Origin of the sequence: Pseudomonas migulae (genome assembly GCF_024169315.1) — a bacterium.
GTDB classification, from domain to species: Bacteria; Pseudomonadota; Gammaproteobacteria; order Pseudomonadales; family Pseudomonadaceae; genus Aquipseudomonas; species Aquipseudomonas migulae_B.
This window is the reverse complement of sequence record NZ_JALJWR010000001.1, coordinates 6,168,058-6,190,215: the sequence shown is the minus strand read 5'-3', so window position 1 is coordinate 6,190,215 and position 22,158 is coordinate 6,168,058. Positions and strand designations below refer to the sequence as shown.

Below are 22,158 nucleotides of genomic sequence, written 5' to 3'. Positions count from 1 at the left end.
TTAATGCAGCATCTGCGCGTCAGAAAGAGGCACCCAAACCGTGAGACTTCGCACTAATCTATACATACCACCGACCTCTGCACTGTCCGAATCAGGTGCCCTATAAAGCAATCAAGGAGAAGACCATGCTGATACTCACCCGCAAAGTCGGTGAAAGCATAAACATTGGCGATGACATTACGATCACCATTCTGGGCGTAAGCGGTCAGCAAGTCAGAATTGGCATCAACGCCCCGAAAGACGTTGCGGTGCACCGCGAAGAAATCTATCAGCGCATTCAGGCCGGCCTGACCGCCCCGGACAAGCCACAATCCTGAATCCTGCTGCAATCAGTAGCCAGCCCGTTCGCCCCGGAACCACGGCTGGCTAAGATTCAAGCGTCGCCATCATCACCGCAGTCACCCACACACAACGTGAAGCCGATACTAGCGGCATGTCTCACGTCATGGCTGTCGGACGTTTCGGATAAATCCCGGGGGAAGAGCGCAATCGCACCCGCCTAACCAAACGTCACACCCCGCGCCATACCCGTAGCCGCCACGACCATTAGCAGCACCAGCAGCGCTTCGATATGACTGATCCGTGCAAACAGCGTTGCACGGCCGGAATTGATGGATGCACCCCGCGCCTGCGCAATCCGCCATTTGATCAGCGTCACCATCGGCGCGACTTCAAGCAGCAGAATGAGGACGAACAGCGTCATCTTGAGATGGAACAGCGGCTGATGAAGATAGTAGTCAGTGCCTTTTTCGTACCCGCCGAAGGCACGCATCCCACCGGTCACTAACAGGATGACTGCAGAAATGCCCCATAGGTTATCCGCTATCAATACGCTGCGAGCGTCCCCCACGCCTTTGGCCAGGCGCCGAAAAGCCGTACCGCGGGACAGGACCGCCCAAAAACCCAGGGCAAACGCCAAGAGATGGATCGCAGCAAGAAACCAGTGCACAAGCATCGAAATACTCCCTCAAGCCAACATTCGGATTGGCCTGAAGTAGTAGCCCAAAAAGCAGGAGCTTGCCTGCGCCAAGGATGGAAGACGTGAATCGCTCAGAACTGCCAACACTCGTACGGCTGCCGGGAATGCTTGCGCGCAGTACTGAATGAGGCAATCACCCGGGTCACGTCCTCGGTGATGCGCTCACGGCTGAGATCAGTAAACGAAAGTGAATCAGAGTCCGCCCACTTCGCGCCCCTGACGCGACCTGAAATCCTGAGGACGGAACAGCAATCGCGGCAACTTGAAGAGTTCGCACGCACGATCGATAAGCTGGAAAGCAGTAGATTTGCGACGCTGCGCGACAATCATTCGGCCGATTTCGAAACCAAACTCAGCGGCATCTTCACGCGACACAAAACGCATCGAAGGCGCTTCACTTGCCTCGCTGATCTCTTTGCCGTCGAACCAAATCGAAATCCTGGCGTTGTGATGCGCGCTCAGGTTTTCCGGTTCGTCCTGCTGTGTTTTGATCGGCCCGACTGTAGCAACCTGGATTTGGTAGCCCAAGTGAGTCTCTTGCTTCGTAACGATTGAAGGCTCTGTTGTCATTACCGCGTCCATGCCGTGGGGGTGATCTCGGGCGCTACAATACCCGTAAACTTGAGCAATGCCAAATTGCCATCACCTCAGCTTTGCATCTGGTACGGAGGGCGGTACCTGACTGGAATGACGGGGAGCCTTTGCAAACGATGTATAAACGCAGGCAACAAAAAAGGGCCCACCTTTCGGTGAGCCCTTCTAGACCGCCCAGCAGAGCGGATTTTGTTTGGTAGGCGCGATTGGACTCGAACCAACGACCCCCACCATGTCAATGTCTGCTTGAGCAAGCTTCAAGCCTTGGTGCTCAAGGGTTTCACAGAACGCCCATTCACATTATGAGGCGTCAACAATGGCCAATTTCCGCTTACTTCCGTCCGGCAACTGGAATGCTCAGGTACGGATAAAGGGCAAACCTCCCCAGTCGAAAACCTTCAACACCAAAGCTGAAGCAGAGTCATGGGCGAACCAGCTAGAAGCCGTGACGATGGATTGCAAGCACCACACCATTTATACGTTGGGCATGACGTATTGCGAAACGATGCTCAAGGGGAAAGGCAGCTACGACCACGCACTGAAGATCGTGGAGCATCTGGGTAGACACTTCACTCAGCCTATTCACGAAATCACGCCTCAGATGATCAACGACTTCAAGATCATGAGATTGAAGAAGGTGAAGCCAGCCACATGCAGAATTCAACTCGCCTTCATGTCGCGGTTCTACCGATTCGCAAAACGCGGCTTGCTGATCGACATTCACAACCCTGTAGCTGATATCGCACTACCGAAGCCAGACCGGTCTTCTGACAAGGTGATCAGTGCAACCGAGCTTGAGCGACTGCTGGCAAAGTTATCTCCCACCATGAAACCCATCATTGAGTTGGCATATGAGACTGCGATGAGACGGTCTGAAATCCTGAAGCTGACCAAGGACTGCCTGCACCTCAAAGATCGTATTGCCGATGTGATCGACGGGAAGAACGGTACACGATCAGTTCCCCTTACCCACCGAGCCGTCGAAATTCTTGAATTCGCCCAACTGTGGGCCACTGTGGAACGCTACCCAAATGGAGTGCTATTCACCGTCACTCCACACGCCGTATCTCAGGCTGTGCGTCTGGCACGTGTAAAGGCAGGTTTGGACAGTAGCGTCAGACTGCACCAACTCAGGCACACCAGAATCACCAACGTCGCAAAGAAGGGATTCAACAATTCCCAGATCATGATCGTCTCAGGACATAGAGATACTCGATCCGTCGCACGATATTCCCACCTCAATGTCAGGGACGTACTGCACCTCATCGACTGATGCAACGGACGGACTGCCAACCTTGGCGAACGTAGGGTTGGCGGTTCCAGAAACTTACTCAATACCTCCGAGAACCGCGTCAAAACCTGCACTAGATTCGCCGGTTTCCGAACGAGCACTTCCGTCCCGCCCCGTGTTTACGGGCTTACATGGGTGTCTGAGCTAAGCAAAAGGCGTTCTTCACCACGAAAAACGGTTTCTGATGAAATCGCCCCTGTCAAGACTGCCCTTGACCGCCAGTCGAAAATATGCATAATACATCGTCTACCAAGTAGGTAGACAGACAACTTAGAAGCCTCCACCGCGACCACCGAATCGGTGCCTTGCAAGGGGGCTTTTTAACGCCTGTGATTTACCAAATCAAACCGGCACAACCCCGAGGGAATTGCCTATGACATAAACTGAACAGGAGAAACCTAGATGACTAGTATCGCCCCCAATAAAGTAATCAACACCGCCGTATCCGCTCCCGGAGCGGGCAAGACTCAAGCATTCATTACCCAGATTCCGTCTCTGCTTTCTGCGCGACACTCCATCGTTCTTGCACTCCCTACCCTTGATCTCTCTGATAGCTTTGTTCGCCGCTTGCCAGCTGGCGTGCCTTACCGTGTCATCAACTCCACCACCTGTGATCACGTTGGCACGGAGCTGATGGCTGCTTTGAAAAAGAAAGAAAGCCATCTGATAATCACGACACATCAGAGCATTTTCGCCGTACGACCCAATTTGCTCAGGAGCTGGACGCTAGTCGTCGACGAACTACCTCCTGTGGTTGATTTTCCAGCTTTCCCATTCGAGCCGTCAGAGCTTGCTCAACTGTTCGTGAATGCAATGGAGCATGATGGGCGTTTATACATCCGGGAAGGTTGTGCTGGTGCGATTGAAACATCATTGGCGACTTTCAAGGCGGTATCAGCGGGAGCTGAACGCACGTCGATGCTGAGCAAGGAAGGGGCTCGCATCTACGAGTGCTTGAAGGATGGGCACCCGGTCTTTATTGATTCGGAGATTCCCAATGGCAACAGATATGTTCGAGCAGTTGTTGAGTCCAGTTGCTGGGACACCTTCGCTGCGGCAGAAGAGGTGCACGTTCTTGCGGCCAGTGTAATTGGCAGTCAGTTCGATGATTTTGCTCAGGTGCATGGTGTCACATACGCTAGGTCGGATTTCACTCCAGCGTTTGAAGGCTACACCTCTGCTGTCACGATCTACCCTGTCATGCCAAAGGGGCGCAACTACAGCAAATCCGCAGTGACTATGATTGCCCATGGTGGCGGTGCTACGGATCAGCCGAAGCAGGGAGAGCTTCTGGTGATTGACGACATTTTGAAGGCAGCTCTCCAGCGAACTACTGGAACTCCTCTGCTATTCAGCAACAATTGGGCGGGTTTGAGATGGTTGCCAAGGGGAACTGTGCATCGCTGCTCAATCGACAGTCGAGGCTTGAACGAGTATCAGGGCGAAACTGATGCAATTCTTCTGTTTGGTGGAAACCCATCGCCATCCGATCAGCTCGCACTGGAGTTTCTGGCAACAAAGTATGGTCGAGAGTTTCGCCAAGGATTCATCGTCACCAGATTTTTGGAGCCCAGCTTACAGGCAGCGACTCGGACAGCAGTACGAGACAGACGTAACACCAAGCCAATACAACTGTTTGTGCAAGATGGGCGAGTGGCTGATTATCTTATCGCCACCTATATGCCACATGCCGTGATCGATTGGAGCTTGTCTGAAATATGTCCAGTGGGTGAAGACCGTAGAACGACTGTGGACGTACGTAGAGTTCAAGTCTGCGAGTTGTTTGCACAAGGCAAGAAGAATGCTGAAATTGCTCGCCTGACTGGTGTACATCGAAACACACTACCAAGCTGGAGAGAGGACTGGCGAGCGGGTCAAGCAGCTTAAGTTAAAACCAGTTGCACATCGCAACCCTAGCTTTAGTTTGCAAGGTAAAAAATGCACATTGATCCTAAGAGCCTTACTAGGAAAGGTGTGCAGTTTTAATAACATCAGTCGTATCGTCCCGATTCTGGATCAGCACTCCAGTAGATTAATATAGTATCAACATCCAAGCTCTTGATCTGCTTCCACCGAAGGTGATGTGTATAACTGTCAGCATCCGCTAACGAAGGAGCACTGAATACTTCCGCATTCATTTTTGCACCAACAAAGAAGAGCAAGATCAAAAGCGAAGAGCTGATTTTGTGTAAATCTCATTTAATTATTAGAGTACATCCGAAGGAAAGTCGGCTGTCACGCCGTAGCTGAGTACAGTTGAAGCTCACGCTTTCGATGCGAACACTTTGGCTCAAACACACTTCAGCGAAGCTGGCAGGGTCTCATGCTCAAAGCTCCGCTTTACGTGTGCAGCAGTTATCGCAAGTAGAAGTACAGAAACACCACTACCAGAATCACAAAGATCACTCGCCCTTGAAGCACATCACAGTTCAATTGGTCATTCTTGATTTGTTGGTAAGTGCCGGTATCACTCAAGCCTTGCGTCTTATAGAGCATGATCTGATTGATCTGTTTGTCGATTTTATTGTTGTGAGCGTCATTGCTCCGCATGGTGATTCCCCACACCAACAGCCAGAGTCCTCCAGTGAGCACCGTCATAATCACGTGCAGGATGTGATTCGTTTTCTTCTTCTGGGTGGTGAGTACAAACAGTTTTTCGTTCATGTCCTGCCCTTACTCGGTCTGAGGCTGGTGTGGTGTGCCCAATGGCTCATTGGATAATGAATCAACGCAGCCAACCATTCGCTGTCATGGCGGTTTTCCCGCTGGGAAGCTGGATCAATGCTGACTTGTCGCCGTCCTTAGGACCTTCGATGAAATTGACCTTGGTAGCTGTTGAGATCGTTCGGCACTTTCCCGAGTCGATCAAGCGTTCAGCCTCATCTTCGTCCTGATCAAGGGACGCCTCCACCATCTTTGTCCAGTCACCAGCCTTGTAGCAAACCATCGAACCAGCAACGAGCGTTCGCTTTGGGTAGGTGTCAGCCATAGCGGCAGCAGACGCGATCAGGGGCAGCAGGCAGAGCAAACGAGTAACGGTGTTCATCAAGCGTTCCTTTGGTGGGCTTCATTTATTTGGACGTGATATTCACAGTATATTGTGAAGACCCGCCGATGCTCAACCATGACAGTGCCCGCTCACTAGCGTGGAGGGATTGCATTGGAGATCGGGGTAGCCTTTGGGCGTGTACTGCGACAGAAAAGACAGGAAGCGAGCCTGACCCAAGAACAGTTAGCACTGGAAGCAGATGTGCAACGCAACTACGTCAGTCTGATCGAAAGGGGCGTCAATCAGCCTACGATTGCAATCCTATTCAAGTTAGCCGGTGCGTTGAAGTGCAGCCCATCCACGCTGATTCTCTTGGTGGAGAAGGAGTTGGGGAGATAGGCGGGGATTTCCTATGATGGCTAGGTTACTAACGGGCAACACCAAAATCAGCGAAACATGGGCATTCAACGGGATTCCATTTGATACCCACAAACACACTGGTGTTACTCCGGGAAGTGGTGTATCTGGTTTACCTACTGCTTAAAATCCGGTGGTGTTTAGTCACCGGATTCTTATAGGATTAGCTAATCAAAACAGGTTTTCAACGTAAGCCTTCAGCTCGCCATTACGTTTTTCAACTACGCGGCTAATGACTGCGCCGTTACCTATTTGGGCGACGTAGTAAATTTTATCCAGCTTTAGGTTTTTATAAGCATCTAGGAGCGGCCTAGCAATATCATTCCTAATATTGGTTAGAGTCTGCTCATCGAGACTTGTATACTTACTGAAATCTTGCAACCAGACGGTATCAACATTTTGTGCCTTTTTCCAACCAGCGTCTTCCAAGGCGCTATAGAACTCAGGTCGGTTATCCTTTGCATTTGTGAGGTCCAGCGACAGCATTACCTTGATCATACGATGCATCCTTTCTCATTGTAGCCTGACTAACCGCGAAGTGCGGTGTGATCAAGGTATGGGGGCAGGATGCTGGCTTTTCAATGGCTATCCGCCATTATCGTGTTTTTTTTGCTATCAATGGAAGTCTGGATCATGGTCGAAGTTATCAGCGTTGTATTCGTCTATTGCTGACTGTGTATGCCTGACTCCAATCTCGACATTACCCCAGTCTTTAACCATCTTTGCTACACCGTGGAATCCGGGGAAGAGGGTTGAGCCATCAATGCCCATCTTTGAACACAACTCCAACAAGTCCGGTGCTTCACTTAATGGTAGCGTCATTTTGATAAGCGGAGCATAGCCACTCGTTATGTCGTATATCTCTTGAACGTCCTCAAGTGCATCAGTCGTGTATGTATCGTCTACACTGTAATCCTTCGCGTGGTGAGCAGTGAACAAACCAGACTGAGCCGCTTGATTCTGGCTTGTGCCTCCCGGTGGTCGAATGATCTTCACCGTTTTCCAGAAAGGAGCAGAAGTTGTTTCCAGCGCCCACACAGCAATCTTTGGCATCCCCATAAAGTCAATCTCAAAGCTCGCTGATGCTGCGGCGAAGTAACATGCAACAAAGCTTCGATCAGTCCAGTCTAGAAGGCGGGTTGGCACTTCATAGTGCTGAGCTATCGCCATGATTTGGTGCATTTCTTGCTGAGGCCATGGTCTGTGTCCACTCATGAACGAGTGTTGAGCAGTTAGCAACCTGTCTCTAATCTGTTCTGTATATCCGGGCACAATTAATCCAGACCGGTCACAGCCATCTAAGAATTTCTTCAGAATGTCTAGTTCAAAGCGGACTTGGCCTGAACTTGATTTGTCGAACATTCTTCGAGGGGAGCCGTACCCAAATGACCCCTCGCCATTACGGCATACAGAAGGGGTTAGCTTGTATTCGTCGCTTGGCTGGCCCCTGAAGACGTATTTGCCGTTTTTCCAAACTTCATTAAGAGGTGAAACGTAGTCAAGCAACTGACGTGCAGTATCAAAAGGCTTCTCAAAAACGTTTCCCATCACTCACCTTGCTTCGAACTGGTCATGCCTGAGTGTACTGGCCATTCGGCAATGCCACCAACCTCCCAGTGCTTAGGCTCCTGTTGACATGTCCGCACTACAGCCTCAGCCAGCTTCAAGTTGAACTACTATCCTTGCCACCCCTCAAGGATGACCACCCATGGCAGAAAACACAGATGTCCATATAGCTATAGCAGACGTTCTAACACTCCTGCTGCACAACCAGCACGCTTTGGCTTCTGCAATCGAAGAAGTGGCCCTATGGGCTAAAGCCAGTGGCTCAAGCGAAACCCACGAGAACGCCGTCACTGCATTGCAGACTCTCGATGCGAACGCGTCTGCTATCACCATTGGAATTCTCAAGCTCCGGCAATAACCACTATCAAAGCAGTAGACCTATCCGGTAGTGCGATAGAGGTCGAGAAACAACTATCAATCGTCTATTGTTAATAGCTATATGATTCGATTATCATTTGGCTATCAAAATTAATGACAAAGGATAGCCAGCCATGAATGCCAACTTGTACCTACGTGCATCGACCAAAGATCAAGACGCCCATCGTGCAAGAGTTGCCCTTGAATCGTTCGCTACCGAGAGAGGATTGAGCATCGTTGGCGTGTACGCAGAAAACATCAGTGGGACTAAGCTCAACCGCCCTGAGCTGCTCGCCTTGCTTGGCAAAGCCGAGAGAGGAGACGTGCTATTGGTTGAGTCCGTAGACCGCCTCAGTCGTCTCTCACAGGCTGACTGGGACACACTCAAGGCCACCATCAAGGCCAAGGGGCTAAGGTTGGTTGTAGCTGATCTGCCTACTAGTCATATGCTGGTAGAGGCGAAGGGGATCACAGGCCAGATCATGGATGTGATCAACAACATGCTGATCGACTTGATGGCCACAATGGCACGACTGGATCAAGAGAAACGGGTAGAACGCATCAAGCAAGGACTGGAAAACAAGAAGACTGCTGACCCTGATTGGAAACCAGCAGGCAAAGGACGGAACATTAATAAGTGGGCGAAAGTGCGGGCGCTGATGCAAGACCATCCAACCATGTCTGCTGAGATGATCGCTAAGTTGGCTGACTGCGGTGTTGCCACAGTGTACAGGATCAAGAAAGAAACAAAGGCGGCGTGACGGCGTTGCGGACAGTCGCCCTGTGTCTGTTGGTCCGGTCAGCGGATACAGGGTAAGCTGGAACTTATTTCTAGATTTTGGCGGCTATGATTTGACCTCCTCGCACTTGGTTTAGCAGGCCAGAAAAAAACACCACAATTACTTTGCCAGCCAAGGAACCAAATATATCAAGTACATTATTTTTTGGTGCGGGACTGGACTCTCAGCGTAATGCGCTAACAGTTTCTTTAATTTCATCTTTTAGGATGGCGTTCTTCCTATCTTCCTCTCCACCCCACTCATCCATTAACGATGCAAGTAATCTTTTTGTGAGAACCTTGTACTCTGGAAAATGACGGAGTTCGTATATATAAGCTCGCTGACTGGCAAGCTTTAACAATCCAGCACCATCACTTCCTGTGCTGATATCTCTGATGAGCTTATGGTATTTGCCATACCGCTCATTGTTCAACTCATCCTTTCTTACAGTGACATATCTGTAAGCAGAGAATGCCAGCACTACAATAGAGAGCAAAAAAGCCAAAACAGCAACAATCAACCCAAGTTCATTTAAGTGTAAACCAATCCACTGTGTTGCGAATGTTAACTGTTCCATTTTCGACAATACTCCTGTGACAAACGGTATTTATACAATATCTAGAGTGCGATTGCTACGTAGAGTAGTGCAAACGCCTGCACCTGTCTGGACAGCACGGATTTTTCATTAGTCTGATGGACACGGTAGTGGCTTAACAGGGTAGCGAGTGGGGGTATGGGTACGTATTAAGCGATTGGTACTGGAGCCCCCCCCGATTGGATAGCCCTAATACACCTCCGAGGCAGAACACCAAAAAAACCGTCTTTAAGGCTAGCTACTCTTTAAATCTTTAGGTAACTGAAACCAACTTCCTTTCCGTTTACTTACCGAATGCTGCAAGGATACAGAATCCAAACTGTCTATATCGAATTCAGAAAAGTCAGAATCAGAAAGGACCACCTCTTTAAAGCTATTAATATACCCAACCATATTATCACTAGCATGTTTAGACAAAGGCATTTCCATCTCTCGAGGCTTACGCCATTGCGCCCCCATCAAATCCCACAATTTCGAGGTTAAAAAATCGCCATCTAATGGAGGTTTGGCAGCAAAAGATGCTAGACCTTTATCCTTTGTTTCCTGAGGTAAATCCATATAGTAATTATTCAATCCACATAAATCAGCCTTAAGCTCCGCCCCCCAAACAAACAACTGCCCTTTACTCATAAATAGAGGAGCAGTTTTCTTATGCAGCTTATCCCCAGAAACAAACAACTTACAAAACGGCAAATAATGCAAGTATGCAATATCTATTTTATTAGAGGGTCGCTCAGAAGAGATAAAACCTCTTAAAACACAAATATGAAAAAATACCTCTACCTTGATGACATGTGCCACATACGGTGCATATCTAGCTATAGGGGGAAATCCGCTAACCTGATATCGTTGAACAACCGTCCGATGTAACTCTAGAGGAATAGCCAGCGAAGATAGAACAAAACCTATTAAATCATATGGTTTGCTAGTGGACTCGACCACAGCCGTAGCGGCCAAAAACGCATCATCCATATTCTTGCATCGCAGAAAATCTATACCCAATTTTTCCGCATACCCTAAAGAGCTTTCAAATGTCATCGCCTTGACTTGAGCCCGCCACTGACTAGCAAACTCACGCTCAATTTCTAAATACTCTCGATTTTGCCATCTACTATATGCTTTGGCCTCTGGGGATATATCAAAGGCAAGGCCCTTTTTTCCACCCGACACAACAGGCTTACCTCCCGCCAAAACTGGCCGTCCATCCATAATAATTTTTTGGCCGAGCAAATTGCTTATCAGCAAGTCCCTGCTATGAACATTTGGAGTACCACCCATCTCTGGGGTTTTAGAAGCAATTTCGCAGACAATTTGCTCCGCTGTTCGCCCCCTACTCACTTCCTTAGCTAAATCAGCCAAAGTCTCGATATAAAATAAAGGTGAAATATTCACTTTAAAAAAATTATCAAACCAGACCGACTCGTCCACACTCAAGGACTGTAAGAATGATTTATCAAAAAGAGTAATTGGGCCCATAAGCTTTCCTTCATAAGCTAACTATCAAGCAATAGCATTTCTGCGATGGCTTGAACAGCATGAACGAGGTAGGATTGCCAGCACAGTGCACCGCCTAGTGAACCTAAACACTGTCACACTTCGAGATTTTTGACTTATAAATCCTTGTAGAGTCAAGGACTTAGAGATAACCCGACACACATAGTAGAAGCTGTCACAGCGTGACGATAGCCGCTCGCGGGCGGTTTTTTCATTCCACGATATTTTGATATCGTGACCAATGATAGCGAGCCGGAACGGAAATATCCCTTAACCCCGACCCTGCCTATGCGGTATTTTGAACGATTCGCCAGATACATCAGTGGAATTTCCGCCACAGCTCACGGGCGATATTGGGGCCAAGGCGTGTGTCGAATTACACTCGATGCATTTTTTCAAGAATCTTATTGAACTTAGTGCAGGCTTCGTCTTTCAACGCCCTACTAGAGATGACATACTTTTCGGACTTTGAAATAACCGCAATATTATAGGTTATCGTTAATGTTGCGATAAAGTCGAAACTCAGACTGGACGAATCATATGCCAAAATCAATAGCTTATCAGCAGAAATAGCAAGTCTAATAAAATATAGCGGCTCATCTTCAGCTGCATCATTGTTAATTATTAATGCACTATCACCCAAAACAAAATGTTCGCCTGACGTATTAGTCTGAGCAATAATCCATTCCATCTTACCTATTGACTGAGAAAGCTCTGAGTCGAGTACCCTCTCCACCATAAACTTCAGGATTGTGTTATCTCTTACTGCTTGGACATTGAACCCGAGAGTCTCAATAAGACCGGCTACATTTGGATGCGCTTCATGAAGGTCGTCGATATAGTCATCTACTTGAGATATATTTTTATATCTTTCAAGCCTTTGAGGGCTTCGCTCTATCATGGAAGCTATAAATATTGACCAAATAGTTCGTTCTTTTACCGTCAATGCGTTAACCCCACAATCCAGCAGCTTTCTGTGAACAATAGCAGCTTGATCATCAATCTTCGCCATGACTTCTTTTTCGATTTTATCGGATGACTGTTTAGCTCCGCGATATTCCGGGTACAAGGTGTACAGATTTTCTACGTACGCAACCGACTTGGGAGCACCTTTCCGTAGAGAAATATCACCCCCACCATTTCTATGATAAATCCATAGGCATCCACTTTCGTCCTGCCACTCTCTCAGAAGAAATTTAGGAATGAAATGGTGTTTTGTAGAGACTTGCTGTTTTGACATGAAATCGACCCACATACGGTAAATAAGCAATATTTTCGCACACCATCAATTGGAAGGTGGACTGTAAAAAACAGAGCAATATCAAGCTTTGAATGTGGCTGCTACAGCACGGCGCACCACTTAGGTGTACAAAAACGCTGTCACACTTCGAGATTTTTTACTGGAAAATACTTTTAAAATCAATTAGTAAAGATAGTTGGTGCGCAATTTCACTGCCGAGGCTGCAACCTGCCTCATGCCCGCATTTATCATATAGTTACAAGACCAACAGAATCTCGAAGCTTCCCAACTTATTTTCATATTTGTCGAGTTGCCGTTTGGCCTACTCGTGCCGTGCTTAGCACCTGAGACACGACGACCGTTTTCAGAATGGAGGGGGCATCCTTCAAATTCGGGGCCATTATTTTTGGCGGGATTTTGGGAAATCACATTTGAAGTGCTATCCCTATTTTCGCCGGGGCTGGATTTTTGGTGCATCTCTCTTAGCAATCGAGGTTACTCAAACCTAGCTGATGAATCATTTCAGGCCACGGCCCAACTACCCACACTTGATAGAAGCCAAGTGAGTCGACCCAGCCACCATATTGGGCGTTAAAAGCTTCGTGCACCGCATCAAGAGAAAGACCGGGAACGTCGGTAGCGTCGAGTGCCAAAATGAAGCCGTCCAGCTCTGGCTTCTGCTTGTGCGAAATCGACTTCTTCAGCATCTCGACTGCTTCAGCCATCGGTACGACTCGCTCAATCTCTTCACTCTTACTTCTGGCTAGCTCTTCCCAAAACGTTGAGTCAGTGAGCGCCCTCACAACCTGAATGCTCACTTTAGCCCCATCTGGTGAGCATACGAATGCGTCAACGTGCTTGATGTGCTCCACGTGCTCAAGGTCGGTGAAGCGTGCACCCGAAGCATTCAAGTGTTGAAATAGCCGCCCGCTGGTTTCTTTAGTGCCCTCCTCACCTCTAGGAGGCTTTCCGAGCATTCCTAGAGTGACGCCACCGCCGGGACACAAGTCCCCGCTGGAAGCCCTCCCCCTACCTTCATCTACGCTGACACGAACGTTTCTCCCATCTTGCTGCGTTAGAGCCACCACTCCATCAGACATAGACAAGACCCACGATGTCTTTGGAAGACTCCCATCATCATCTGTAGCCATGCTTCCCTCCACAAAATCCAGACGCCAGTCCACCACACTAGCAACAATACTTTCATGAGGATTCGCTTGGAGTGGGGTGGCCCGATGTTACACACAAGGAGTAATTTTATGAAAAAACTGATCGCAGGGATCGCCCTGATACTAGCTTGCACCACAGCGAATGCTGACGACCTTTTGCAGAACGCAGGAATGAAACCACTCGTGAGCGAAGACACACGCGCCACGCTCATCACGATTCGTCATTGCACTGAAGGCTATGGCTGTGCGGATACTCGGCTAGATCGCGTATTCAAAAACCTACGGGAATGCGATTCAGCCGGGAGGGACAGCATCGTCCACTTCCTTATGGAAGATGCAGAGAAGGGAATTGAAGGCCACACCGTTTCATATTCCTGCTCCTGAGTACTACGCCCCTCAACAAGCTCATCATACCGCCTCAATGCTTTTGCATATCTTCTATCAGTATCGCCGTGATGATGGCTTGCTCAATCCAGCCGACAGTCAGCTTGATCAGTAGCTTCAAATCCTTAATGTCCTTATCAACCCACGCTCTAACGTAGTGCGTCTCGTCATTCCCGAGCCAGACAGCTCTTTTTGCACACTGCTTGATATTTTCATTATCTACATACGTTTCGATGACCTGCCCCAGCGGCCGCTTTTTTACATCGTCTTCTTTGTCTGGAGATGTAGTGACGCAGTAATCTTTGACAAGGAACTCAAGCGCCTTTCGATACCCAACCCCTGCAACCTCCCCTAACCCAAACGCCTCAGCCTTGCTCGCCTGCGTGAATATTTCTACAAACTGAGGAGATATTTTTGCCACTTCGGGAGCAATAGTTGGCGCCAATGGATTTCTGGGAAATGTCGAACGCAAATAAAACCGATCAGAATAGCTCCCACCCTGCATCAGAGCCCGTTCAAATATGGCAATGAACATTCTCGAACATTTATGCCGAGGACACACAAAGGCCGCATCAATAACCCTGCCATTATCAGAAAAAATTGACTCCAGCGCTCCCGGCTCCATCGCATGATGACAGCACGGACATTCATCGGGATGCTGATCAACATCGTATAAGCTTCCTTCAACCTTGAGTCTTGGCATGCCGATCTTATCCTCGCATCGATCAGTAGAAACGAAAGTCGCTAGCGCCACCTGCTTTCGCGAGCGACACAAACAGGCCGAGCTTATCGACGGAGTCAAGCTGAAGCCATTCAAATTCAGTCCAGATACAGCGGAAGAATCGCACCAATAGAAGGACGCCTTCGGCGTTCACATTGCCCAGTGTGAACGAACCCGATATTTTGTGAACGTTCTGAAGAAATCCAAGACAACAAAAAAGGGCCCACCTTTCGGTGGGCCCTTCTAGACCGCCCAGCAGAGCGGATTTTGTTTGGTAGGCGCGATTGGACTCGAACCAACGACCCCCACCATGTCAAGGTGGTGCTCTAACCAACTGAGCTACGTGCCTGCTGTGAGGCGGCATTCTACGGAATTCCGGAGGGGTGTCAACACCTTTTTTCGAGCTAACCCTATGAATATGCAAAATATTTAATTTCGTCGCTGCGAAGAAGATTTTGCGGTGGCTGGCGGACGATTTTTAAGTCGGGTAGGATCGGGGCACTCGTAAAATATATTAAACAGAGGCTGCAGGATGGCGAACACCCCCTACCCAGAGTCCTATTACGCCGCGTCGGCCAATGCGGTTCCGCCGCGCCCGGCCTTGCAGGGTGACGTAGAGACTGATGTCTGTGTGATCGGTGCCGGTTACACCGGTCTGTCCTCTGCCCTGTTTCTGCTGGAGAACGGATTCAAGGTCACGGTGCTGGAAGCCGCCAAGGTGGGTTTTGGCGCGTCGGGCCGCAACGGTGGCCAGATCGTTAACAGCTACAGCCGCGATATCGATGTGATCGAACGCACCGTCGGCCCCAAGCAGGCGCAGTTGTTGGGGCAGATGGCGTTCGAGGGCGGACGGATCATTCGTGAGCGGGTCGCCAAATATAATATTCAGTGCGACCTGAAGGACGGTGGTGTGTTCGCCGCGATCACCGCCAAGCAGATGGGCCATCTGGAATCGCAGAAGCGTCTATGGGAACGCTTCGGTCACACGCAGCTTGAGCTGATGGATCAGAAGCGCATCCGTGAAGTGGTGAACTGCGATCAATACATCGGCGGCATGCTCGACATGAGCGGCGGGCACATTCATCCGCTGAACCTGGCGCTCGGCGAAGCAGCGGCGGTCGAGTCGCTGGGCGGCACTATTTATGAGCAATCACCGGCAGTGCGCATCGAGCGTGGCGCAAGCCCGGTGGTGCATACGCCTGAGGGCAAGGTCAGGGCCAAGTTCATCATCGTCGCGGGCAACGCCTACCTTGGCAATCTGGTGCCGGAGCTTGCCGCCAAGTCGATGCCTTGCGGCACTCAGGTCATCACCACCGAACCCTTGAACGATGAATTGGCGAAAAGCCTGCTGCCCCAGGATTATTGCGTCGAAGACTGCAACTACCTGCTCGACTACTATCGCCTCAGCGGTGACAAGCGCCTGATTTTCGGTGGCGGCGTGGTGTACGGCGCGCGGGACCCGGCGAACATCGAGGCGATCATCCGGCCGAAGATGCTCAAGGCGTTCCCGCAACTCAAGGACGTGAAGATCGATTACGCCTGGACCGGCAATTTCCTGCTGACCCTATCGCGCCTTCCGCAGGTCGGGCGCCTGGGCGACAACATTTATTATTCCCAGGGTTGCAGCGGTCACGGTGTGACGTACACGCATCTGGCGGGCAAGGTATTGGCCGAAGCATTGCGCGGTCAGGCGGAGCGTTTTGATGCGTTTGCTGGCTTGCCGCACTATCCGTTTCCGGGTGGACAATTGCTGCGCACGCCGTTTGCGGCGTTGGGCGCGTGGTATTACGGGTTGCGGGACAAGTTCGGGTACTGACCGACACTGCAATACCATTGTGGGAGCGAGCCTGCTCGCGAAGGCGGCGAGACAGTCAACATGAATGTTGAATGTGCCGGCCTCTTCGCGAGCAGGCTCGCTCCCACATTGGCTTGGGGTTAAAGCCGATCTCGTGGGATACCGCTGCGAATTCGCAAGATGTCGGCAAGGACGGCCAGGGCAATTTCCGCTGGGGTCTTGCTGCCCAGGTTCAGACCGATCGGCGCATGAATCCGCGCCAACTCCGCCTCCCCCAAACCACCAATCCTGCGCAACCGTTCGAAGCGTTTCTGCGACGTCTGCATCGACCCCATCACGCCAATGTAAAACGCCTCGGTGCGCACGGCTTCCATCATCGCCAAATCGTCGATGCGCGGATCGTGGGTCAGCGCCACCACCGCCGTGTCGCGGTGACAGCCGCCGTCGGCGATGAACACCGAGGGCAACTGACGGCGGATCTCGACGTTTTCCAACACCACGCCTTCCAGCACTTCGTCACGGGGATCGCAGAGAATCACCTCGAAACCCAGGCCTACCGCAAACTCGGCACACGCCTGAGCGACGCTGGAATACCCCGCCAGCAGCAAGCGCTGAGCCGCGCCGATCCGCAGTCGAACCCGGTCAATCTCACGCTCGACGCGTACGCCCTGCTCGCGATCTGCGAACACGCTGCGCGCACCGCTGGCAAGATCGACTTCGCGGATCAAGCGACGCTGACCCAACAGCGCCGATTCCAATTCCCGCAAATGCGCCTGAACCTCACAATCGGGATCGAGCTTCTCCACCAGCACATCGAGCACGCCGCCACAGGGCAGGCTGACCCTGGAACGCGGATCATCACCCTCGCCGTAACGCACGACGCTAACGGCTTGATCAAATGCGCCCTCGGCGACGCGCTCAAGGAAATCTTCCTCAACGCAGCCGCCGGACAGCGAGCCGATCCATTGCCCTTCGGCATTCACCGCCAGCAGCGATCCCGGCGCGCGGGGCGCCGAACCGTAGGTGGCGAGCACGGTGCACAGCCAGAGGCGCTGGCCGGCCATCGACCAGTCCAGCGCCCGGCGCACCACTTGCAGATCGAGATGCTGCATGTCAGTGCGCCTTGTGCTCGAGCGGCGGTGCATCAGCCCGCAACGTCTGCACGTCGCTCACAGCCAGATCGCCCGACTGGCCACCCCAACCCTGACGCAGGTAATTCAACAGATCCGTGAGTTGCTCGTGGCTGAGCTTCTCGGCGAACCCCGGCATCGGCTGCATGTGTTCGAAGCCGGCAAACTTCTGCTCACCGATGCCATCGTCGATCACGCGCACCAGGTTGCGTGGATCTTCCAGACGCAGCGTGGTGTTGCCACGCATGGCGACCGCGATGTGCGGCTTGCCTGCGCCGTCGACCGCGTGGCAACCGGCGCAGACGTTCAGGTAGTCCTGACGACCGCGTTGGGCGCTGGCACTCAGTTTCTCCAACGGCACGTCGCTCAGCACTTTCGCCGCCGGTGGCTGATCGCCGAGCAGGAAGGTCGCCATCGCCGCCAGGTCCGGGTCATTGAGGCCTTGGGTGCTGTTGTGGAACACCGGGAACATCTCGTTGAACATCGTGCCCTGGGCGCTCATGCCGTGCTTGAGGAACGTGCTCAGGTCCTGATGATTCCAGCCGCGCGCAGCCAGATCATTGGCCAACAGACTCGGCGCGAGATAGCCGTTGAGCAGGCCACCGGTCATGCGTTTGTCTTGCTGCATCGCGCCGGGCAAACCGCGCGGCGTGTGGCATTCGCCGCAGTGGCCGAGCACGTCGACCATGTATTGGCCGCGCTTGAAGGCTTCGCTTTTACCCTCGGTGGACGACAGTTTCACGTCCTTGCCGTAGAGCATGTTCCAGCCCGTCAAACCCAGGCGCACATTGAACGGGAAGCTCAGGCTGGTGACCGGCGCCGCTCGCTCGATCGGCTCGATCGTTTTCAGGTACGCGTGGATTGCATCGGAGTCTTCACGCGGCATCAAGTGATACGAGGTGTAAGGCATCGCCGGGTACAGGTTCGCGCCGTCGCGGCGTTTGCCTTCGGTGAGCGCGGCGAAGAATTCATCATCGCTGTACAGACCGATGCCGTGCTCTTTGCTTGGCGTGATGTTGGTGCCGTAGATCGTGCCGAAAGGCGAGACGATCGGCAGACCGCCCGCATACGGCGCGCCACCCGGCGCCGTGTGACAGGCCATACAGTCAGTGGCGCGAGCGAGATAGGCCCCGCGAACCACCTGATCATCCGCCTGCGCCAGCAACACCGGCGCAGCCAGCCCCACCGCCAACGCCAGTCGGGTAAGTAAACGGTTCATGGCTTAACCCTCCTTGACCAGACCGAGATCGGTCAGCACGTTGCGTGTTGCGCTGTAGTAGCGCACGTAGCCGGTGCAGCGGCAGACGTGGTGACCGAGGCTGTCCTCGATCACTTGTTTTAACTGGCTTTTGACGATCGGCTGACGTTGCAGCTTCTCCACCAGCACCGTCGCGGCATTCACGAAACCCGGCGCGCAGTAGCTGCACTGGAAGGCAAATTCATCGACGAAGCGCTGCTGGATCGGGTTCAGCTCGGTGACCTTGCCCTGTTCGTCGCGGGTCGCATGGCCTTCGATGGTCCGCACTTTCTTGCCTTCGAAGTAATGCGCGCCGGTGATGCAGGTGCGCACTTCTTCGCTGGTGCCGTCGGGGTTGTCGACGATCACCACGCAGGCGTGGCAAATGCCCTGGCCGCAACCGAGACGCGAGCCGGTGAGGTTTTTGTATTCGTGCAGGTAATCGATCATCGGCAGGTCATCAGGGATGTCCACCGGGCCGACGGATTGACCGTTGAGGGTCAGTTGAAGCGGACGGTTAGCCATTGAGGGCCTCCTTGATGCGAGCAGAAGTGATAGGCAGGTCGCGGACCCGTTTGCCGATGGCGTGGGCCACGGCGTTACCGATGGCACCGACCACCGGGATCATCACCACTTCGGCGATGCCCTTCGATGGATCGCTCGGCGACAGCGGCGGCAGGATCTCGGCCGTCTGCTTCCAGACCGCAACGTGGCGCGCCATCGGCAAGCGGTAACGGTTGAAGTTCCAGTCACCCTCCCCCGGCCCGCCTTCGTACAGCGGCATCTCTTCCATCAGCGCGTGGCCAATGCCCATGGCGATCCCGCCTTCGAGCTGGCCCCTGACCAGTTCTTCCACCAGCACCCGACCGCACTCGACCCACGAGTGATGGTTGAGCACCTGCACTTCGGCCGAGCCCTTGTTCACTTTCAATTCCACCAGCGTCGCCACCGGGCTGTAGTAAGTCACCGCCGCGTTGTTCAACTGAGTGTCCGGGTAATGCACGTTCTGCCGGTCCAGCAGATGGAAACCGGTGCTGTTCATCTGCGCCTTTTTCACGTTCGGCGCGCCGTCGCCGTACTTCACCGCCAGGCCGTCGAGCGGCAGGCGTTCACGCACGCCGTCGATGCTGAACTCGGCCTCGGCCCAGCTCCAGCGGTTGAAACCGTGCACGGTCGCACCGGTCACCAGGCCTTTTTCGTGGGCGTGTTTCGCCAGCTGTTCGAAACTCAGCGGCTGCATGCCGTTGGCGGTGAGCTTGCCGTCGACCCAATGCGCATCTTCGCGACGCACCACGTACGGATTGGCCTGGCCGCCGTAAGGGCCCTGCCCCCAGATCTGCAACGCTGCCGGCCACAAGCCGTGGTTGAACAGCACGCGCGCCGCTTCACGGGTGGCGTGGCTGAAGTAGTACGCGGAGTTGGTCGCCGATGAGGCCGAAGCGAGCTTGCCGACCCAGCGCGGGTTACGCAGGAAGTTGTCCTGCTCGGCCTGACTCATGATGTAAGGGTTGCCGCCGGTGATCAGCTGCAACTCTTTCCATTCGGTCTCGCCGGTCTTCACTTCGTGCGCCGGGTTGCCGAGGAAATCGGCCACGACCATCGCTTGCGAAGTGGACATGCCGGTGCCGATTTCAATGCCGATGTGGCGCAGGTGAATGCGTCCTTCAGCGGTGAATTCGACGCTGGCCATCGGTGCTTCCGAACCGGTGCCGAAGTCTTTCTGGCAGATGGCGAAACCCACGCCATACCAGTTATCCGGATCCTGCGCTTCGCGTTGTTTCTTGATCGCGTCACGGTTTTTCCAGACTTCGTGGACAGCGGCCTTATCGAGTATTTCATGCAGACGCAAGGCACCCGCCGGCACGGCGCCCTGGGTGTTTTTCATGCCCGAGACCATGGCGTTTTTCTTGCGCAGGTCGATGGCGTCGATGCCGAGGCGATCGGCAATTTCATCGACCATCATTTCGGTTGAGGCCATGCTTTGCAGCGTGCCGTAACCGCGCATCGACCCGGCTTCAACAGCGCGGGAATGGTAGGCCGTGACCTGCAAATCGTTCTGCGGCATGTAGTAGATCGACTGCGCCGCCGTGGCGCCAACCGCCGCCACCGAAGGGCTGTAGTTGATCCGTCCGCCACCATCGACGCTCATCTCGGCGCGGAAAATCTTGAAGCTGTGATCGGTCTTGTCCACCGCCAGTTGGTAGCGGATGTCGAACGGGTGACGCTTGATGCCGCTCTGGAATTGCTCGTAGCGATCGTTGGCCAGACGCACCGGCACACCGGCGCCGTACAACGCCGCCAGCGCCGCGTAGTAAACGAAAATGTTGTGGTCCTTGGAGCCGTAGCCGACGGTGTAGCCAGGGTGCATGTTCAGGTTGGCCAGGCCGAAACGCGACGGCGCGATCATCTTCGCGGTCTCGGTCGCGGTTTCCAGCGGGCACTGGGTGGCGACGACAAAATGCAGGGTCTTGGTCGCCGGATCGTACCAGCCGTTGCCGTTGTCCGGCTCCATCGCCGCCGGTTCGATCGACGGGGTTTTGTAGCGCTCGTCGAACACCAGCCAATTGTCTGGCGGTGTGTCGATCTGCTGTTTCATGCGCTCGGCGTAAAACAGTCCGCGCTCGGTCAGGTTGCCGTGCAGGTCCGGCTGGGAATTCCATACCGGGCGACGGTTTTTCAGCATCGGGAACAGGATCGAATCCTTGAGGCTGGCGAATTCGTCTTCGTCCGCCGAGGTCGCACCACCGACGCGCACATAGCGGAAGCTGCCGTAGGGGTCGCCTTCGTAGAACGGCACCTGGGCACCGTAACGAATCGCTTTGTCATTGAATTTGAGCTGGGCCTTGGCCTGGCGGAAACGCTCGAAATCGTTCCAGATCAGGATCGCCACCGGGTGACCGATGAACATCGGGACTTTGCCTTCCGGCAGCAGCGGATCAGGCGCGTGCTCTTCCGGAAAAGCGATGCCGTCCTTGTCCAGGTCGGCGGCGGTGACGATGCGATCCGGCTGCAACTCGGCGCCGAGCCACGACAAGTCATAGCCTGCGTAGATGCGGTCGGCCTTGATGGTTTTCAGCAGCATGGCGTGGCCTTGCTGCTGCGGCCAGCCCGGCATGTCCTTGGCGCGGATGTCACGGGCAAAGACTTTGCTGCCACAGACCTTGGACAAGGCATCGTTACGCGAGCGCGCCTTGCCGTTGTTGCCGAGCCATTGCTCGGACGGCACGGTCACGCTGTTTTCCATCAAGGCTGCCAGCGCCTGACTGCTGAGCGGCGTCAGCGTCACGCTCACACCCGCCACCAGCCCGCCCTGAAGGAACGAGCGCCGGGATATTTCACGGTTGGACATGGATCATCCTCTGGGCGGTTATGGGCCCGCCCTTCTGGTTATGTACTGGGGAATCTCGAGTCTTGCAGAAGC

23 protein-coding genes and 1 tRNA gene are annotated in these 22,158 nt (G+C 53.0%); 8 read left to right on the top strand and 16 right to left on the bottom strand.

The window, feature by feature from the left end:
- Positions 1-125 precede the first annotated feature (125 nt).
- The gene (gene csrA, locus J2Y86_RS28515; RefSeq protein ID WP_008028241.1) at positions 126-317 is read left to right on the top strand and encodes a carbon storage regulator CsrA; all 192 of its coding nucleotides are present in this window, start codon (positions 126-128) and stop codon (positions 315-317) included.
- A 182-nt stretch (positions 318-499) separates the two neighbouring features.
- Here the strand turns inward: csrA and J2Y86_RS28510 are convergent, their stop codons facing one another.
- Entirely contained in the window at positions 500-955 is a 456-nt protein-coding gene (locus J2Y86_RS28510) for a DUF2214 family protein (RefSeq protein ID WP_253439375.1), read from the bottom strand.
- 216 nt (positions 956-1,171) lie between these two features.
- Entirely contained in the window at positions 1,172-1,507 is a 336-nt protein-coding gene (locus J2Y86_RS28505; RefSeq protein ID WP_253439373.1) for a hypothetical protein, read from the bottom strand.
- Positions 1,508-1,889: 382 nt separating this feature from the next.
- On the opposite strand from J2Y86_RS28505, the gene J2Y86_RS28500 reads away from it, so the two are divergent.
- Together J2Y86_RS28500 and J2Y86_RS28495 are read left to right on the top strand one after the other, a co-directional pair.
- Positions 1,890-2,846, top strand: coding sequence for a tyrosine-type recombinase/integrase (locus tag J2Y86_RS28500; protein WP_253439371.1), 957 nt, complete (start codon positions 1,890-1,892; stop codon positions 2,844-2,846).
- Between the two features lie 420 nt (positions 2,847-3,266).
- Positions 3,267-4,751 (top strand): hypothetical protein, encoded by a 1,485-nt coding sequence (locus tag J2Y86_RS28495; protein WP_253439369.1) that lies wholly within the window; start codon positions 3,267-3,269, stop codon positions 4,749-4,751.
- Between the two features lie 468 nt (positions 4,752-5,219).
- On the opposite strand, the gene J2Y86_RS28490 is transcribed toward J2Y86_RS28495, so the two are convergent.
- Both J2Y86_RS28490 and J2Y86_RS28485 read right to left on the bottom strand, forming a co-directional pair.
- Entirely contained in the window at positions 5,220-5,528 is a 309-nt protein-coding gene (locus tag J2Y86_RS28490) for a hypothetical protein (protein WP_253439367.1), read from the bottom strand.
- A gap of 61 nt (positions 5,529-5,589) precedes the next feature.
- The gene (locus tag J2Y86_RS28485; RefSeq protein ID WP_253439365.1) at positions 5,590-5,910 is read right to left on the bottom strand and encodes a hypothetical protein; all 321 of its coding nucleotides are present in this window, start codon (positions 5,908-5,910) and stop codon (positions 5,590-5,592) included.
- Between the two features lie 114 nt (positions 5,911-6,024).
- On the opposite strand from J2Y86_RS28485, the gene J2Y86_RS28480 reads away from it, so the two are divergent.
- Positions 6,025-6,252 (top strand): helix-turn-helix domain-containing protein, encoded by a 228-nt coding sequence (locus tag J2Y86_RS28480; protein ID WP_253439363.1) that lies wholly within the window; start codon positions 6,025-6,027, stop codon positions 6,250-6,252.
- Positions 6,253-6,441: 189 nt separating this feature from the next.
- Here J2Y86_RS28480 and J2Y86_RS28475 read toward each other — a convergent pair whose 3' ends face one another.
- Together J2Y86_RS28475 and J2Y86_RS28470 are read right to left on the bottom strand one after the other, a co-directional pair.
- Entirely contained in the window at positions 6,442-6,768 is a 327-nt protein-coding gene (locus J2Y86_RS28475) for a hypothetical protein (protein ID WP_253439361.1), read from the bottom strand.
- Positions 6,769-6,885: 117 nt separating this feature from the next.
- Entirely contained in the window at positions 6,886-7,818 is a 933-nt protein-coding gene (locus tag J2Y86_RS28470) for an FRG domain-containing protein (RefSeq protein ID WP_253439359.1), read from the bottom strand.
- Between the two features lie 160 nt (positions 7,819-7,978).
- On the opposite strand from J2Y86_RS28470, the gene J2Y86_RS28465 reads away from it, so the two are divergent.
- Both J2Y86_RS28465 and J2Y86_RS28460 read left to right on the top strand, forming a co-directional pair.
- Positions 7,979-8,194, top strand: a complete 216-nt coding sequence (locus tag J2Y86_RS28465) for a hypothetical protein (protein WP_253439357.1) — start codon at positions 7,979-7,981, stop codon at positions 8,192-8,194.
- Between the two features lie 133 nt (positions 8,195-8,327).
- Positions 8,328-8,954, top strand: coding sequence for a recombinase family protein (locus tag J2Y86_RS28460; RefSeq protein WP_253439355.1), 627 nt, complete (start codon positions 8,328-8,330; stop codon positions 8,952-8,954).
- 202 nt (positions 8,955-9,156) lie between these two features.
- Here J2Y86_RS28460 and J2Y86_RS28455 read toward each other — a convergent pair whose 3' ends face one another.
- From J2Y86_RS28455 to J2Y86_RS28440, 4 genes are all read right to left on the bottom strand, one after another.
- Positions 9,157-9,549: a hypothetical protein gene (locus tag J2Y86_RS28455; RefSeq protein ID WP_253439353.1), complete on the bottom strand. Its 393-nt coding sequence runs from the start codon at positions 9,547-9,549 to the stop codon at positions 9,157-9,159.
- 252 nt (positions 9,550-9,801) lie between these two features.
- Positions 9,802-11,043 (bottom strand): hypothetical protein, encoded by a 1,242-nt coding sequence (locus J2Y86_RS28450; protein WP_253439351.1) that lies wholly within the window; start codon positions 11,041-11,043, stop codon positions 9,802-9,804.
- Between the two features lie 394 nt (positions 11,044-11,437).
- Positions 11,438-12,301, bottom strand: a complete 864-nt coding sequence (locus J2Y86_RS28445) for a DUF4238 domain-containing protein (RefSeq protein ID WP_253439349.1) — start codon at positions 12,299-12,301, stop codon at positions 11,438-11,440.
- Between the two features lie 482 nt (positions 12,302-12,783).
- Complete coding sequence (locus tag J2Y86_RS28440) at positions 12,784-13,452, bottom strand: hypothetical protein (RefSeq protein ID WP_253439347.1); 669 nt, start codon at positions 13,450-13,452, stop codon at positions 12,784-12,786.
- A 108-nt stretch (positions 13,453-13,560) separates the two neighbouring features.
- Between J2Y86_RS28440 and J2Y86_RS28435 the strand changes: the two genes are divergently transcribed.
- Positions 13,561-13,854, top strand: a complete 294-nt coding sequence (locus J2Y86_RS28435; protein WP_253439345.1) for a hypothetical protein — start codon at positions 13,561-13,563, stop codon at positions 13,852-13,854.
- Positions 13,855-13,888: 34 nt separating this feature from the next.
- Here J2Y86_RS28435 and J2Y86_RS28430 read toward each other — a convergent pair whose 3' ends face one another.
- Together J2Y86_RS28430 and J2Y86_RS28425 are read right to left on the bottom strand one after the other, a co-directional pair.
- Positions 13,889-14,557, bottom strand: a complete 669-nt coding sequence (locus tag J2Y86_RS28430) for a hypothetical protein (protein WP_253439343.1) — start codon at positions 14,555-14,557, stop codon at positions 13,889-13,891.
- 290 nt (positions 14,558-14,847) lie between these two features.
- Positions 14,848-14,924, bottom strand: a tRNA-Val gene (locus tag J2Y86_RS28425).
- 183 nt (positions 14,925-15,107) lie between these two features.
- On the opposite strand from J2Y86_RS28425, the gene J2Y86_RS28420 reads away from it, so the two are divergent.
- Positions 15,108-16,391 (top strand): NAD(P)/FAD-dependent oxidoreductase, encoded by a 1,284-nt coding sequence (locus tag J2Y86_RS28420; RefSeq protein ID WP_253439341.1) that lies wholly within the window; start codon positions 15,108-15,110, stop codon positions 16,389-16,391.
- 119 nt (positions 16,392-16,510) lie between these two features.
- Here the strand turns inward: J2Y86_RS28420 and J2Y86_RS28415 are convergent, their stop codons facing one another.
- The 4 genes from J2Y86_RS28415 to J2Y86_RS28400 are packed head-to-tail and all read right to left on the bottom strand — an operon-like array spanning position 16,511 to position 22,086.
- A complete protein-coding gene (locus J2Y86_RS28415; protein ID WP_253439339.1) occupies positions 16,511-17,482 on the bottom strand; it encodes an XdhC family protein in 972 nt (323 codons plus the stop codon).
- A 1-nt stretch (position 17,483) separates the two neighbouring features.
- Positions 17,484-18,719 carry a cytochrome c gene (locus tag J2Y86_RS28410; RefSeq protein ID WP_253439337.1) on the bottom strand — a complete coding sequence of 412 codons (1,236 nt, stop codon included), beginning with the start codon at positions 18,717-18,719 and terminating at the stop codon, positions 17,484-17,486.
- 3 nt (positions 18,720-18,722) lie between these two features.
- Entirely contained in the window at positions 18,723-19,262 is a 540-nt protein-coding gene (locus tag J2Y86_RS28405) for a (2Fe-2S)-binding protein (protein WP_253439335.1), read from the bottom strand.
- Positions 19,255-22,086, bottom strand: a complete 2,832-nt coding sequence (locus J2Y86_RS28400; protein WP_253439333.1) for a xanthine dehydrogenase family protein molybdopterin-binding subunit — start codon at positions 22,084-22,086, stop codon at positions 19,255-19,257. The genes J2Y86_RS28405 and J2Y86_RS28400 overlap by 8 nt, the downstream gene beginning before the upstream one ends.
- Positions 22,087-22,158 lie beyond the last annotated feature (72 nt).

What these genes read in the sequence shown, in the direction of transcription:
- J2Y86_RS28500 (WP_253439371.1), top strand. Translation starts at nt 1,890, where the DNA reads ATGGCCAATTTCCGCTTACTTCCGTCCGGCAACTGGAATGCTCAGGTA.
- csrA (WP_008028241.1), top strand. Translation starts at nt 126, where the DNA reads ATGCTGATACTCACCCGCAAAGTCGGTGAAAGCATAAACATTGGCGAT.
- J2Y86_RS28415 (WP_253439339.1), bottom strand. Translation starts at nt 17,482, where the DNA reads ATGCAGCATCTCGATCTGCAAGTGGTGCGCCGGGCGCTGGACTGGTCG.
- J2Y86_RS28495 (WP_253439369.1), top strand. Translation starts at nt 3,267, where the DNA reads ATGACTAGTATCGCCCCCAATAAAGTAATCAACACCGCCGTATCCGCT.
- J2Y86_RS28410 (WP_253439337.1), bottom strand. Translation starts at nt 18,719, where the DNA reads ATGAACCGTTTACTTACCCGACTGGCGTTGGCGGTGGGGCTGGCTGCG.
- J2Y86_RS28440 (WP_253439347.1), bottom strand. Translation starts at nt 13,452, where the DNA reads ATGGCTACAGATGATGATGGGAGTCTTCCAAAGACATCGTGGGTCTTG.
- J2Y86_RS28435 (WP_253439345.1), top strand. Translation starts at nt 13,561, where the DNA reads ATGAAAAAACTGATCGCAGGGATCGCCCTGATACTAGCTTGCACCACA.
- J2Y86_RS28465 (WP_253439357.1), top strand. Translation starts at nt 7,979, where the DNA reads ATGGCAGAAAACACAGATGTCCATATAGCTATAGCAGACGTTCTAACA.
- J2Y86_RS28450 (WP_253439351.1), bottom strand. Translation starts at nt 11,043, where the DNA reads ATGGGCCCAATTACTCTTTTTGATAAATCATTCTTACAGTCCTTGAGT.
- J2Y86_RS28400 (WP_253439333.1), bottom strand. Translation starts at nt 22,086, where the DNA reads ATGTCCAACCGTGAAATATCCCGGCGCTCGTTCCTTCAGGGCGGGCTG.
- J2Y86_RS28420 (WP_253439341.1), top strand. Translation starts at nt 15,108, where the DNA reads ATGGCGAACACCCCCTACCCAGAGTCCTATTACGCCGCGTCGGCCAAT.
- J2Y86_RS28510 (WP_253439375.1), bottom strand. Translation starts at nt 955, where the DNA reads ATGCTTGTGCACTGGTTTCTTGCTGCGATCCATCTCTTGGCGTTTGCC.
- J2Y86_RS28475 (WP_253439361.1), bottom strand. Translation starts at nt 6,768, where the DNA reads ATGATCAAGGTAATGCTGTCGCTGGACCTCACAAATGCAAAGGATAAC.
- J2Y86_RS28460 (WP_253439355.1), top strand. Translation starts at nt 8,328, where the DNA reads ATGAATGCCAACTTGTACCTACGTGCATCGACCAAAGATCAAGACGCC.
- J2Y86_RS28455 (WP_253439353.1), bottom strand. Translation starts at nt 9,549, where the DNA reads ATGGAACAGTTAACATTCGCAACACAGTGGATTGGTTTACACTTAAAT.
- J2Y86_RS28405 (WP_253439335.1), bottom strand. Translation starts at nt 19,262, where the DNA reads ATGGCTAACCGTCCGCTTCAACTGACCCTCAACGGTCAATCCGTCGGC.
- J2Y86_RS28485 (WP_253439365.1), bottom strand. Translation starts at nt 5,910, where the DNA reads ATGAACACCGTTACTCGTTTGCTCTGCCTGCTGCCCCTGATCGCGTCT.
- J2Y86_RS28445 (WP_253439349.1), bottom strand. Translation starts at nt 12,301, where the DNA reads ATGTCAAAACAGCAAGTCTCTACAAAACACCATTTCATTCCTAAATTT.
- J2Y86_RS28490 (WP_253439367.1), bottom strand. Translation starts at nt 5,528, where the DNA reads ATGAACGAAAAACTGTTTGTACTCACCACCCAGAAGAAGAAAACGAAT.
- J2Y86_RS28430 (WP_253439343.1), bottom strand. Translation starts at nt 14,557, where the DNA reads ATGCCAAGACTCAAGGTTGAAGGAAGCTTATACGATGTTGATCAGCAT.
- J2Y86_RS28470 (WP_253439359.1), bottom strand. Translation starts at nt 7,818, where the DNA reads ATGGGAAACGTTTTTGAGAAGCCTTTTGATACTGCACGTCAGTTGCTT.